This window comes from Streptomyces sp. NPDC002004, assembly GCF_053593975.1.
The window spans coordinates 40,729-53,830 of sequence record NZ_JBSFDP010000009.1 but is presented as its reverse complement, the minus strand read 5'-3'; the positions used below and the strand labels follow the sequence as shown (position 1 = coordinate 53,830).

The following is a 13,102-nucleotide window of genomic DNA, read 5'->3' as shown; positions in this document are numbered from 1 at the left end:
TCCGGAGCATCGGGACCAACGGTTCCGGCCCGCCCCGGCAGCCCCGCCCGTCGCGCCCCTGAGCGCGTCCCGCACGAGGGTCGCGGATCCGCGTGGGCAAGGCCACTCGCCGCGGCCGTCGCGAGTTGATCTACTCGTGGGTAGCATCCTGCTCATGGGAGACACGCAGCAGGTTGAGGAGCGCGGCGCCGACGGTTCGGTCGGCAAGCAGGCCGCCAAGGACGAGCGCCGGGCCGCCCGGCTCGCCAAGGAGATCGGTGCCTTCGCGAAGGCGCACGGCGGGGCCGAGGGGCAGGTCGCGTACATCGGCCGCAAGGGCGCCCGCATCGTGCTGGTCGGCGAGGACGGCGGATGGGGCGACCTCGTCGCGCCCAGCTACGCCGTCGCCGAGAAGGCCGTGCGCAAGGCCGGGATCACCGTCCACGAGGACTTCGACGGCGAGTTCGCCGCCAAGGTGAAGACCGGACCCTACGAATGGTCCCGGATGGCCGGGATCCAGATCGGCGGCGCCAAGGCGTGAGGGCCCCCGCCCTCCCGGCGTGAGGCCGGGGCGCCTTCGGCCACGAGGCCGGAGCGCCTCCGGGCGTGAGGGCCACGGCCCCTCCCGCCCCGGGCCGTCACGCCCCGGACGCGACGCCTCCGGTCCGTGTCCTGCGGCCCTCGGCGGCCGCCCGTGACGGGTCCGCGCCCTGACCCGCCGCGGAACCCGCCAACAATGGCCGAATACCGCTCGGCAACACCCCCGGCGCGTCTGTTCCGTTAACCCAGGGAAAGAAGCTGGGGTCGGACGGATGCAACGTCCGGCGGACGGAGAGGGGCGGAAGGTCATGGCAGCGGGAACTACGGGGTCGGCTCACGGCGAGCGGCGGGACCGGGCGGCGGAACTCGCCGCGCAGGGCGTGGAGGTGGTCGCCCTCACCTTCGTCGACAACGCCGGCATCGCCCGGACCAAGACGTTCCCGGTCACCCGGCTGGCGGAGGCCGCCGCGCGCGGGATCGGCGCGTCCCCCTGCTTCGAGACGTACACCTCGGCGGACCGCATGGTCGCCTCCGCGCACCTCGGCGGTCCCGACGGCGACCTGCGGCTCTTCCCCGACCAGGACCGGCTGGTCGCGCTGCACGCCCAGCCGGGATGGGCCTGGGCCCCCGCCGACCGCTACGAGCAGGACGGCTCGCCCTACGCGGCGTGCCAGCGCCTGTTCGCCCGGCGCATGGCCGAGCGCGCCGCCGCGACGGGGCTCACCCTGCGCATGGGGTACGAGACCGAGTGGCAGGTCACCCGCGACGACGGCACCCCGGACGGGGCGTACGCGACGCGAGGTCCGGCGTACGGAATGACCCGCATCGTCGAGCTGTCCGACTACACACGCGACGTCGTACGCGCCCTCGAGGCGCAGGACGTACGGGTGCTCCAGCTGCACCCCGAGTACTCGCCCGGCCAGTTCGAGATCTCCACGGCCGCGGCCGACGGGCCGGTCGCCGCCGCCGACGACGTGGTGCTCGTGCGCGAGACCGTCAGGGCCGTGAGCGCCCGGCACGGGCTGCGCGCCTCCTTCGCGCCGAGCTTCGACCCGGACGGCGTCGGCAACGGCTGCCATCTGCACCTCAGCCTGCACCGGGACGGTGCCGAGCTCCAGCGCGTCCCCGGCGCCGAGTACGGCCTCGCGCCCGAGGCCGAGGCGTTCCTCGCCGGCGTCCTGGAGCGGCTGCCCGAGCTGCTCGCCGTCGGTGCTCCGTCCCCGGCCAGCTACCTGCGGCTCACCCCGTCCCGCTGGGCCGGCGCCTACCAGGTCTGGGGCGTCGAGAACCGGGAGGCGGCGCTCCGGCTGATTCCCGGCGACGGACACGCCGAGGTCAAGTGCTTCGACGCCGCCGCGAATCCGTACCTCCTCGCGGGCTCGGTCATCGCCGCCGGTCTGGCCGGGGTGGAGGAGGGCGCCCGGCTGCCCAAGCCGGTGTCCGGCGACCCCGTGCGGGTCCCCGGCGCGGCCCGTCTCCCGGAGACCCTCGACGAGGCCACCGCGCGCTTCGAGGCCTCCGAGACGCTGCGCACGGCCATGGGCGAGGTGCTGCACGGCGCCGTCGTGGCCGTCCGCCGGGCCGAGGCGGAGGACTTCGCAGGCCGCTCCCCGCAGGAGATCACCGCAGCCACCCGCTGGCGGTACTGATGTTCGACCTGCCGCCCCTGGTGGACCACCACTGTCACGGCGTGCTGCTCGGCGATCTCGGGCTCGGCTCCTTCGAGTCGTACCTCACCGAGGCCGCCGCGCCCGCAGCGGCCGGCACCACCTTCTTCGACACCCAGACCGGGTTCGCCGTGCGCCGCTGGTGCCCGCCGCTGCTCGGACTCGACCCGTACACCTCGCCCGCCCGCTATCTCGCACGCCGCCGTGAACTCGGTGCGTACGAGGCGTGCCGCAGACTGCTGGGCGCCACCGGCATCGGCACCTTCCTTGTCGACACGGGGCTGCGCGGCGATCTGACCAGCCCCGACGAGCTGGCCGCGGCGGGCGGCGGGCGGGCCCACGAGGTCGTCCGGCTGGAGCTCCTGGCCGAGCAGGTCGCCGACACCTCCGGCACCGCCGAGTCCTTCGTCACCAACCTCGCCGAGGCGCTGCACCTCGCCGCCCAGTCCGCGATCGCGTTCAAGTCGGTCGCGGCCTACCGGCACGGTCTGGGTCTCGCCCCCGAGCCGCCCGGGCCCGGCGAGGTCCTGCGCGCCGCGGGAAAGTGGCTGGCCGAGCGCAGACCGGAGGGCAGACTCGGCGACCCGGTGCTGCTGCGGCATCTGCTGTGGAGCGCCGTCGCCAGCGGTCTGCCGCTCCAGATGCACACCGGGTTCGGCGACCCGGACCTGCGCCTCGACCGGTCCGACCCGGTGCTCCTGACGGACTTCATGAAGGCCACCGAGGGTCTCGGCTGCGATCTGGTCCTGCTGCACGGCTATCCGTACCACCGGCAGTCCGGCTATCTGGCGGCCGTGTTCCCGCACGTCTACGCCGACATGGGACTGACCCTGACGCACACCGGGTCACGGGCCAGGGCCGTGCTCGCGGAGATGCTGGAACTCGTCCCGTTCGGCAAGCTGCTCTTCTCCACCGACGGCTACGGCCTGCCCGAGCTGTACGTCGTCGGGGCCCGCCTCTTCCGCACGGCGCTGGAGGAACTGCTCGGCGAATGGGTCCGCGACGGCTCCTGGTCGTTGCGCGACGCGCGCCGGGTCGCCGACATGATCGCGGCGGGCAACGCACGGCGGGTGTACGGCCTGTCGGAGCGCTGACCCGGGGTGGGAACGGGGTGCCGTGCCGGACCGGGGGAGCCCGGGGTCAGACCGAGGAGAGCTCGGGGTCGGCCTGGGCCGGGAGGCCGACCGCGGTCTGCGGCCGCTCCCGCAGGGACAGCAGCACCCGCAGCACCCCGATCCACACCAGGCACGAGCCGAGCATATGGAGACCCACCAGGGCCTCGGGGAGTTTGGTGAAGTACTGCACGTACCCGATCAGGCCCTGTCCGAGCAGCACGGCGAACAGCAGGCCCGTGCGCTGCAGCGGGCCCCGCGGGGCGTCGACCGCCTTCAGGACGAACCACAGGGCGAAGGCCAGCGTCACCACGATCCACGCCAGGACGGCGTGCACCTCGGCGACGGCCTCCCAGCCCACCGGCATCCGGGCGACGTCGCTGGAGTCACCGGCGTGCGGACCCGCGCCGGTCACCACCGTGCCCACGCCGATCAGCAGCGCCGCGACCACGACCAGGGCCCACACCAGCTGGACCACCGCCTTGCCGACCAGGGGACGGGGCGCCGCGTCGCCCTCCAGCGTGCGCTGCCACATCACCACGGCGACCGTGATCAGCGCGGTGGAGAGCAGGAAGTGCGCCGAGACCGTGTACGGGTTGAGGCCCACGAGGACCACGATGCCGCCGAGCACCGCATTGCCCATGACGACCCAGAACTGCGCCCAGCCGAGCCGGGTCAGGCCGCGGCGCCACGGCTTCTGCGCGCGCGCGGCGACGATCGCCCAGCCGACGGCGGCGCACAGCACGTAGGTGAGCATCCGGTTGCCGAACTCGATCGCGCCGTGGAAGCCCATCTCACTGGTCGCGGTGAGCGACTGGTCCGTGCACTTCGGCCAGGTGGGGCAGCCGAGGCCGGAGCTCGTCAGCCGCACCGCACCGCCGGTGACCACGATGACCACCGACATCAGCACGGCCGAGAAGGCGGCGCGCTGCACGGTCCGCTGGTCCGGCGTCCAGCGTTCGGCGATGAAGGCGAGCGGATTGCGGACGGCTCGTACGGCGTCGTCCCGGGTCACGTTGAGCACGGGCCCCATCGTAGGGGGCCGCTTGTGCACGCCTTCACGAGGGGGACGTTTCCGGCGCCGTGCCCCGTGGGACCGTGCCGCCCGCGCCGCCTGCGAGGCGGAAGCCGTCACTCCCAGCGGAAGAACCTGGCGGCCGCCGCGAGCCCCACGACGGCCCATGCCGCCAGGATCCCGAGGTCCCCCCAGGGCACCCCGGCGCCGTGCTGCAGTACGTCCCGCAGCCCGCCCGAGAGTGCCGAGACGGGCAGCAGCTCCAGCACCGACCGGGCCGCGGCCGGGAACTTGGTGAGCGGCACGATGACGCCGCCGCCCACCAGCAGCAGCAGGAAGACCAGGTTGGCGGCGGCGAGCGTCGCCTCCGCCTTCAGCGTGCCCGCCATCAGCAGACCCAGGCCCGAGAAGGCCGCGGTGCCGAGGACCAGCAGGAGCAGCACGGCCATCGGGCTGCCCTGCGGCGACCAGCCCAGCGCGAAGGCGATCACCGTCAGCAGCACCACCTGGAGGACCTCGGTGACCAGCACCGATGCGGTCTTCGCGGTCATCAGGCCCCAGCGGGGCAGCGGTGACGCGGCGAGCCGCTTGAGGACGCCGTAGCGCCGTTCGAAGCCGGTCGCGATGGCCTGCCCCGTGAACGCGGTGGACATGACCGCGAGCGCGAGGACGCCGGGCGCCAGGAAGTCCACGGCCTTCCCGCGCCCCGTGTCGACGATGTCGACCGAGCTGAACAGGACCAGCAGGAGCGTCGGGATGACGACGGTGAGCAGCAGCTGCTCGCCGTTGCGCAGCAGCATCCTCGTCTCGAGCGCCGCCTGCGTGCCGATCATGCGGGGGAGCGGGGCCGCACCCGGCTTGGGCGCGTATGTTCCGGTGGCGGTGGTCACGACCGCAGCTCCTTACCCGTGAGCTCGAGGAAGACGTCTTCCAGGGTGTGCCGCTCGACCGAGATCCTCTCCGGCATCACCCCGTGCTGGGCGCACCACGTGGTGACGGTGGCGAGCAGCTGCGGGTCGACCTCGCCGGTGACGCGGTAGCCGCCCGGGGTCAGCTCGGCGGCGGCGGAGTCCGGGGGGAGCGCCTTGAGGAGCGAGGCGAGGTCCAGCCCGGGGCGGCCGGTGAAGCGGAGCGTGTTCTCGGCGCCGCCGCGGCACAGCTCCTCGGGGGAGCCCTGTGCGATGACCTTGCCCGCATCGATGATCGCCACGTCGTCGGCGAGCTGTTCGGCCTCGTCCATGTAGTGCGTGGTGAGGATCACCGAGACGCCGTCGGCGCGCAGGTCGCGCACCAGGTCCCAGGTGGCCCGGCGGGCCTGCGGGTCGAGGCCGGCGGTGGGCTCGTCCAGGAAGACCAGCTCGGGCCTGCCCACGACGGCCATGGCGAGCGCGAGGCGCTGCTGCTGCCCGCCGGAGAGCCGCCGGTACGTCGTACGGCCGCAGGAGCCGAGCCCCAGCCGCTCGATCAGCGCGTCCACGTCGAGCGGGTGCGCGTGCAGCTTCGCCACGTGCCGCAGCATCTCGTCCGCCCGGGCGCCCGAGTAGACGCCACCCGACTGGAGCATCACGCCGATCCGCGGGCGCAGGGCCGCCGCGTCCCGGACCGGGTCGAGGCCGAGGACGCGCACCGTGCCGGTGTCCGGCTTCCGGTAGCCCTCGCAGGTCTCGACGGTGGTCGTCTTGCCGGCACCGTTCGGGCCGAGGACGGCGGTGATGCCGCCGGAGGCCGTGAGGTCGAGACCGTCGACGGCGGTCTTGGTTCCGTACCGCTTGACCAGGCCTTGAACCTGGACGACGGGCTCACTTCGCATGAGGCGCAAGTCTAGGGAGCCGATCGGGCCGCCGGGAGGCCGGGGCCCCCGGTCCCCACCGCGGAATCCCGGTCCCGCCAAGGGGTGCCGCGGGCTATTTAGGTAACCCTTAGTGATCGAGGACACCGTGGGCCCGTATCCAGGGCGCTTGTCCGAGCCCGAGGAATTACGCAACAATGGCGTTGTGAAAAACGTCGGCGAGGCTCACGAAGAGCTCGTGACCGGGGAGCGCTCCACGCGCAACCGGGTCGCGCGGTCCATCCTGGACCACGGCCCGTCGACCGTCACCGAGCTCGCGAACCGGCTCGGCCTCACCCAGGCGGCCGTACGCCGTCACCTGGACGCGCTGGTCGCCGACGATGTCGTACAGCCGCGCGAGCAGCGGGTCTACGGAGCGCGTACCCGCGGCCGGCCCGCCAAGGTGTTCGCGCTGACGGACTGCGGGCGGGACGCCTTCGACCAGTCCTACGACGCACTCGCCGCCGACGCGCTGCGCTGGATCGCGGAGAACGCGGGCGGGGAGGCGGCCGTCGCGGCCTTCGCCCGCGACCGGATCGAGGCCCAGGCCCAGGCGTACCGTGAGGCCATCGAGAAGGCGCCCCCCGGGGAGCGCACCGAGGCGCTGGCAAAGGCCCTGAGTGCCGACGGGTACGCTGCTACGGCGCGTAGCGCACCCGGTCGGCAAAGCGGCGAGCAGCTGTGCCAGCACCACTGCCCGGTCGCCCACGTCGCTGAGAAGTACCCGCAGCTGTGCGAGGCGGAGACGGAGATCTTCTCCCGCCTGCTCGGGACGCACGTCCAGCGACTGGCCACCATCGCCCACGGCGACGGCGTCTGCACGACGTACATCCCCCGGGGCGATCCGCAGACGGCGCCGCCCGCACAACAGACCACGACACCATCATCCGCAAGCACGGCCGGGAGGAACCCCGCATGACTCTCCCCACGGAGACTGCCCACCCTGAGCTCGAGGGCCTGGGTAAGTACGAATACGGCTGGGCCGACTCCGACGAGGCGGGTGCCTCTGCGAAGCGTGGCCTGAGCGAGGACGTGGTCCGGGACATCTCGGCGAAGAAGAACGAGCCGGAGTGGATGACCAAGCTCCGCCTCAAGGGCCTGCGGCTCTTCGAGAAGAAGCCCATGCCGAACTGGGGCTCGGACCTGTCGGGCATCGACTTCGACAACATCAAGTACTTCGTCCGCTCCACGGAGAAGCAGGCGGAGTCCTGGGAGGACCTGCCCGAGGACATCAAGAACACGTACGACAAGCTCGGCATCCCCGAGGCGGAGAAGCAGCGCCTCGTCGCCGGTGTCGCGGCCCAGTACGAGTCCGAGGTCGTCTACCACCAGATCCGCGAGGACCTGGAGGAGCAGGGCGTCATCTTCCTCGACACCGACACCGCCCTGAAGGAGCACCCGGAGCTCTTCAAGGAGTACTTCGGGACCGTCATCCCGGTCGGTGACAACAAGTTCGCCTCGCTGAACACCGCCGTGTGGTCGGGTGGCTCCTTCATCTACGTGCCGAAGGGCGTGCACGTCGAGATCCCGCTCCAGGCCTACTTCCGCATCAACACGGAGAACATGGGCCAGTTCGAGCGGACCCTGATCATCGTCGACGAGGGTGCCTACGTGCACTACGTCGAGGGTTGTACGGCCCCGATCTACAAGTCGGACTCGCTGCACAGCGCCGTGGTCGAGATCATCGTCAAGAAGAACGCCCGCTGCCGCTACACGACCATCCAGAACTGGTCGAACAACGTCTACAACCTGGTCACCAAGCGCGCCGTGGCGTACGAGGGCGCGACCATGGAGTGGATCGACGGCAACATCGGCTCCAAGGTGACGATGAAGTACCCGGCCGTCTACCTGATGGGCGAGCACGCCAAGGGCGAGACCCTCTCCATCGCCTTCGCGGGCGAGGGGCAGCACCAGGACGCCGGCTCCAAGATGGTCCACATGGCGCCGAACACGTCCTCCAACATCGTCTCCAAGTCGGTGGCGCGCGGCGGTGGCCGTACCTCGTACCGCGGTCTGGTCGAGATCGGCGAGGGCGCCGCCGGATCGAAGTCGAACGTGCTGTGCGACGCGCTGCTCGTCGACACGATCTCCCGCTCCGACACGTACCCGTACGTGGACGTCCGCGAGGACGACGTGTCCATGGGCCACGAGGCGACCGTCTCCAAGGTCTCCGAGGACCAGCTCTTCTACCTGATGAGCCGCGGTCTGAGCGAGTTCGAGGCGATGGCGATGATCGTGCGCGGCTTCGTCGAGCCCATCGCGAAGGAGCTGCCCATGGAGTACGCCCTCGAGCTCAACCGGCTGATCGAGCTGCAGATGGAAGGCGCGGTCGGCTAACCCCGCCCCATCGGTCAGCACACGTCTTACGCAGAGAGAGAGCACTACGACAGCCATGGCTGAGGCTCAGAACATCCCCGTGGGCTCCACCACCGCGGGCCAGATCGCGGTGGCCGCCGAGTCGACCGTCGCCACGCGCATGAGCGCGCCCCCGTCCTTCGACGTGGCGGACTTCCCGGTCCCCCACGGCCGTGAGGAGGAGTGGCGGTTCACCCCGCTGGAGCGCCTGCGCGGGCTGCACGACGGAACCGCGGTCGCCACCGGCGAGGGCGTGAAGGTCGTCGTCCAGGCCCCCGAGGGCGTCACCGTCGAGACCGTCGGCCGCGACGACGCGCGCCTCGGCAGGGCGGGCACCCCGGTGGACCGCGTCGCCGCCCAGGCGTACTCGGCGTTCGAGAAGGCCGGCGTGGTCACGGTCCCCAAGGAGACGGTGCTCACCGAGCCGATCCGCATCGCCGTGCACGGCGAGGGCGGGGTCGCCTACGGCCACCAGGTCGTCGAGCTGGGAGCCTTCGCCGAAGCCGTCGTCGTCATCGACCACACCGGTGACGCCGTGCTCGCCGCCAATGTCGACTACGTCCTGGGCGACGGCGCCAAGCTGACCGTCGTGTCCGTCCAGGACTGGGACGACAAGGCCGTCCACGTCGGCCAGCACAACGCGCTGATCGGCCGGGACGCCACCTTCAAGTCGTTCGTGGTGACCTTCGGCGGCGACCTGGTACGCCTGCACCCGCGCGTGCAGTACGCCGGCACCGGCGGCGAGGCCGAGCTCTTCGGCCTGTACTTCACCGACTCCGGCCAGCACCACGAGCACCGCCTCCTCGTCGACCACAACACCCCGCACTGCAAGTCGAACGTCGCCTACAAGGGTGCGCTCCAGGGCGAGAGCGCCCACGCGGTGTGGATCGGCGACGTCCTCATCGAGGCCAAGGCCGAGGGCACGGACACCTACGAGATGAACCGCAACCTGGTTCTGACCGACGGCGCCCGCGTCGACTCCGTGCCGAACCTCGAGATCGAGACCGGCGAGATCGTCGGCGCCGGCCACGCGTCGGCCACCGGCCGCTTCGACGACGAGCAGCTCTTCTACCTGATGGCCCGCGGCATCCCGGAGCACGATGCCCGCCGCCTCGTCGTCCGCGGCTTCTTCGCCGAGCTGGTCCAGCAGATCGGCGTCGAGGACATCGAGGCCCGCCTCATCGACAAGATCGAGGAAGAGCTGGAGGCGTCGGTCGCATGACGTTCGTACGCGCCTGTGGCCTGAACGAGCTGGAGGAGGACACCCCGAAGCGGGTGGAACTCGACGGCACGCCGGTGTCCATCGTGCAGACGGAGGGCGAGGTGTTCGCCATTTACGACATCTGCTCGCACGCGAACGTCTCGCTGTCCGAGGGCGAGGTGGAGGACTGCCAGATCGAGTGCTGGCTGCACGGCTCCAGCTTCGACCTGCGCACCGGAAAGCCGTCCGGCCTCCCCGCGACGCGCCCCGTCCCCGTATACCCCGTAAAGATCGAAGGGGACGACGTACTCGTCTCCCTCACCCAGGAGTCCTGAGGCACCCATGGCAACGCTTGAAATCCACGACCTGCACGTCACCGTCGAGGCCGACAACGCCACGAAGGAGATCCTCAAGGGCGTCGACCTCACCGTGAAGCAGGGCGAGACGCACGCCATCATGGGCCCCAACGGCTCCGGCAAGTCGACTCTCGCCTACTCCCTCGCGGGTCACCCCAAGTACACGATCACCGGCGGCACCGTCACCCTCGACGGCGAGGACGTCCTCGAGATGTCCGTCGACGAGCGCGCCCGCGCCGGCCTCTTCCTCGCCATGCAGTACCCGGTCGAGGTCCCCGGCGTCTCGGTGAGCAACTTCCTGCGCACCTCCGCCACCGCCGTCCGCGGCGAGGCCCCCAAGCTGCGCACCTGGGTGAAGGAGGTCAAGGAGGCCATGGAGCGCCTCAACATGGACCCGTCCTTCGCCGAGCGCAACGTCAACGAGGGCTTCTCCGGCGGTGAGAAGAAGCGCCACGAGATCCTCCAGCTCGAGCTGATCAAGCCGAAGATCGCGATCCTCGACGAGACCGACTCCGGCCTCGACGTCGACGCGCTGCGCATCGTCTCCGAGGGCGTCAACCGCGTCCGCGAGACCGGTGAGGTCGGCACCCTGCTGATCACCCACTACACCCGCATCCTCCGCTACATCAAGCCGGACTACGTGCACGTCTTCGCGGGCGGCCGCATCGTCGAGTCCGGTGGCCCCGAGCTCGCCGACAAGCTGGAGAACGAGGGCTACGAGTCCTACGTGAAGGGTGGCGTATCCGCGTGACACAGCTGCCGGGCCTCCTCGACACCGAGGCGATCCGTAAGGACTTCCCGATCCTGGACCGGGTGCTCCACGACGGAAAGAAGTTGGTCTACCTGGACAACGCGGCGACCTCGCAGAAGCCGCGCCAGGTGCTCGACGTGCTCAACGAGTACTACGAGCGCTACAACGCCAACGTCCACCGAGGCGTGCACGTCCTCGCCGAGGAGGCCACGGCGCTGTACGAGGGCGCGCGGGACAAGGTCGCCGCGTTCATCAACGCGCCCAGCCGCGACGAGGTGATCTTCACCAAGAACGCCTCCGAGTCGCTGAACCTCGTGGCGAACATGCTGGGCTGGGCCGACGAGCCCTACCGCGTGGACCACGAGACCGAGATCGTCATCACCGAGATGGAGCACCACTCCAACATCGTTCCGTGGCAGCTGCTGGCGCAGCGCACCGGCGCGAAGCTGAAGTGGTTCGGCCTCACGGACGACGGCCGTCTCGACCTGTCGAACATCGACGAGGTCATCACGGAGAAGACGAAGATCGTGTCCTTCGTCCTGGTCTCCAACATCCTCGGCACGGTCAACCCGGTCGAGGCCATAGTGCGCCGCGCCCAGGAGGTCGGTGCGCTGGTGTGCATCGACGCCTCCCAGGCCGCCCCGCACATGGCCCTGGACGTGCAGGCGCTCCAGGCCGACTTCGTGGCCTTCACCGGCCACAAGATGTGCGCTCCGACCGGCATCGGCGTGCTGTGGGGCCGCCAGGAGCTCCTGGAGGACCTCCCGCCCTTCCTGGGCGGCGGCGAGATGATCGAGACGGTCTCGATGCACTCGTCGACGTACGCCCCCGCGCCGCACAAGTTCGAGGCGGGCACGCCCCCGATCGCGCAGGCCGTCGGCCTCGGCGCGGCCGTGGACTACCTCTCCTCGATCGGCATGGACAAGATCCAGCAGCATGAGCACGCGCTCACGGAGTACGCGGTCAAGCGCCTGCTGGAGGTCCCCGACCTGCGGATCATCGGCCCGACCACGGCCGAGGACCGGGGCGCGGCGATCTCCTTCACGCTCGGCGACATCCACCCGCACGACGTGGGCCAGGTCCTCGACGAGCAGGGCATCGCGGTCCGGGTCGGCCACCACTGCGCACGGCCGGTCTGCCTGCGGTACGGAATTCCTGCGACCACGCGAGCGTCGTTCTATCTGTACTCCACGCCGGGCGAGATCGACGCTCTCGTCGACGGTCTGGAGCACGTACGGAACTTCTTCGGCTGAGGGGCTGCTGCCAGTGAAGCTGGATTCGATGTACCAGGACGTCATCCTGGACCACTACAAGCACCCGCACGGGCGGGGCTTGCGGGACGGCGACGCCGAGGTGCACCACGTCAACCCGACCTGTGGCGACGAGATCACGCTCCGTGTGAAGTACGACGGTGAGCGGATCGAGGACATCAGCTACGAGGGCCAGGGCTGCTCCATCAGCCAGGCGTCGGCCTCCGTGCTGAACGAGCTGCTGGTCGGCAAGGAGCTGGCCGAGGCCCAGAAGATCCAGGGCGTCTTCCTGGAGCTGATGCAGTCCAAGGGCCGCATCGAGCCGGACGACGCCATGGAGGAGGTCCTGGAGGACGCGGTCGCGTTCGCCGGGGTGTCCAAGTACCCGGCCCGAGTGAAGTGCGCCCTCCTGAGCTGGATGGCGTGGAAGGACGCGACGGCCCAGGCTTTCGCGGAGGAGGCGAAGACCGCATGAGCGAGAACGGAACGCCGGAGGCAGTCGCGACCAAGCCTGCCTCCGAGGAGGAGCTGCGCGAGGCGCTGATGGACGTCGTCGACCCCGAGCTGGGCATCGACGTCGTCAACCTCGGCCTGATCTACGGCATCCACGTCGACGACGCGAACATCGCCACCGTCGACATGACCCTGACGTCCGCGGCCTGTCCGCTCACCGACGTCATCGAGGACCAGGCCAAGTCCGCCACGGACGGCCTCGTCAACGAACTGCGCATCAACTGGGTCTGGATGCCCCCGTGGGGCCCCGACAAGATCACGGACGACGGCCGCGAGCAGCTTCGGGCGCTCGGCTTCAACGTCTGACCCGCCGCACACGGTGTGAGGCCCCGGCTCATCGAGCCGGGGCCTTCGCATGTCCGTGGGGAGCGTGTCGTGCGGCAGTGACCCCGGCGGTGTCCGGAGCGCGGGGCGCGGGCCTGATCCGGTGAGGGGCGGAGGCAGGAGGCAGGAGGCAGGGGGCCGCGGGGCGGACGGGGCACGGCGCGCCCCGCAGCGCGCGAGGCGTGTGCGGCGCAGGCCGTCGGCGCGGCGA

The 13,102-nt window shown here is 70.8% G+C and carries 14 protein-coding genes; 11 read left to right on the top strand and 3 right to left on the bottom strand.

Features of this window, described 5'->3' with window-relative positions; genetic code table 11:
* Nucleotides 1–154: 154 nt before the first annotated feature.
* The 3 genes from ACWCP6_RS16420 to ACWCP6_RS16410 all read left to right on the top strand — a co-directional run bounded on the left by ACWCP6_RS16420 (nt 155) and on the right by ACWCP6_RS16410 (nt 3,280).
* Nucleotides 155–520 carry a hypothetical protein gene (locus ACWCP6_RS16420; protein WP_450933118.1) on the top strand — a complete coding sequence of 122 codons (366 nt, stop codon included), beginning with the start codon at nt 155–157 and terminating at the stop codon, nt 518–520.
* Between the two features lie 307 nt (nt 521–827).
* Nucleotides 828–2,168, top strand: a complete 1,341-nt coding sequence (locus ACWCP6_RS16415) for a glutamine synthetase (RefSeq protein WP_450933117.1) — start codon at nt 828–830, stop codon at nt 2,166–2,168.
* Entirely contained in the window at nt 2,168–3,280 is a 1,113-nt protein-coding gene (locus ACWCP6_RS16410) for an amidohydrolase family protein (RefSeq protein ID WP_450933116.1), read from the top strand. Before ACWCP6_RS16415 ends, ACWCP6_RS16410 begins: the two co-directional genes overlap by 1 nt.
* Nucleotides 3,281–3,326: 46 nt before the next feature.
* Here ACWCP6_RS16410 and ACWCP6_RS16405 read toward each other — a convergent pair whose 3' ends face one another.
* The 3 genes from ACWCP6_RS16405 to ACWCP6_RS16395 all read right to left on the bottom strand — a co-directional run bounded on the left by ACWCP6_RS16405 (nt 3,327) and on the right by ACWCP6_RS16395 (nt 6,123).
* Complete coding sequence (locus ACWCP6_RS16405; protein ID WP_450933115.1) at nt 3,327–4,331, bottom strand: COX15/CtaA family protein; 1,005 nt, start codon at nt 4,329–4,331, stop codon at nt 3,327–3,329.
* A gap of 98 nt (nt 4,332–4,429) precedes the next feature.
* The gene (locus tag ACWCP6_RS16400; RefSeq protein WP_450933282.1) at nt 4,430–5,146 is read right to left on the bottom strand and encodes an ABC transporter permease; all 717 of its coding nucleotides are present in this window, start codon (nt 5,144–5,146) and stop codon (nt 4,430–4,432) included.
* A 53-nt stretch (nt 5,147–5,199) separates the two neighbouring features.
* A complete protein-coding gene (locus ACWCP6_RS16395; protein WP_450933114.1) occupies nt 5,200–6,123 on the bottom strand; it encodes an ATP-binding cassette domain-containing protein in 924 nt (307 codons plus the stop codon).
* Nucleotides 6,124–6,307: 184 nt separating this feature from the next.
* On the opposite strand from ACWCP6_RS16395, the gene ACWCP6_RS16390 reads away from it, so the two are divergent.
* Genes ACWCP6_RS16390 through ACWCP6_RS16355 form a run of 8 tightly spaced genes read left to right on the top strand, consistent with a single transcriptional unit; the run spans nt 6,308 to nt 12,873 of the window.
* Entirely contained in the window at nt 6,308–7,060 is a 753-nt protein-coding gene (locus ACWCP6_RS16390) for a helix-turn-helix transcriptional regulator (protein WP_450933113.1), read from the top strand.
* Nucleotides 7,057–8,478, top strand: coding sequence for a Fe-S cluster assembly protein SufB (sufB, locus tag ACWCP6_RS16385; protein WP_351469255.1), 1,422 nt, complete (start codon nt 7,057–7,059; stop codon nt 8,476–8,478). The genes ACWCP6_RS16390 and sufB overlap by 4 nt, the downstream gene beginning before the upstream one ends.
* A 55-nt stretch (nt 8,479–8,533) precedes the next feature.
* Nucleotides 8,534–9,718: a Fe-S cluster assembly protein SufD gene (sufD, locus tag ACWCP6_RS16380; protein WP_450933112.1), complete on the top strand. Its 1,185-nt coding sequence runs from the start codon at nt 8,534–8,536 to the stop codon at nt 9,716–9,718.
* Nucleotides 9,715–10,032, top strand: coding sequence for a non-heme iron oxygenase ferredoxin subunit (locus ACWCP6_RS16375; RefSeq protein WP_450933111.1), 318 nt, complete (start codon nt 9,715–9,717; stop codon nt 10,030–10,032). Before sufD ends, ACWCP6_RS16375 begins: the two co-directional genes overlap by 4 nt.
* Before the next feature lie 7 nt (nt 10,033–10,039).
* Nucleotides 10,040–10,804 (top strand): Fe-S cluster assembly ATPase SufC, encoded by a 765-nt coding sequence (sufC, locus tag ACWCP6_RS16370; protein ID WP_450933110.1) that lies wholly within the window; start codon nt 10,040–10,042, stop codon nt 10,802–10,804.
* Nucleotides 10,801–12,057, top strand: a complete 1,257-nt coding sequence (locus ACWCP6_RS16365) for a cysteine desulfurase (protein ID WP_450933109.1) — start codon at nt 10,801–10,803, stop codon at nt 12,055–12,057. Before sufC ends, ACWCP6_RS16365 begins: the two co-directional genes overlap by 4 nt.
* Nucleotides 12,058–12,070: 13 nt before the next feature.
* Complete coding sequence (gene sufU / locus ACWCP6_RS16360; RefSeq protein WP_450933108.1) at nt 12,071–12,529, top strand: Fe-S cluster assembly sulfur transfer protein SufU; 459 nt, start codon at nt 12,071–12,073, stop codon at nt 12,527–12,529.
* Nucleotides 12,526–12,873: a metal-sulfur cluster assembly factor gene (locus ACWCP6_RS16355; protein ID WP_450933107.1), complete on the top strand. Its 348-nt coding sequence runs from the start codon at nt 12,526–12,528 to the stop codon at nt 12,871–12,873. The genes sufU and ACWCP6_RS16355 overlap by 4 nt, the downstream gene beginning before the upstream one ends.
* The last annotated feature ends 229 nt before the right edge of the window (nt 12,874–13,102 follow it).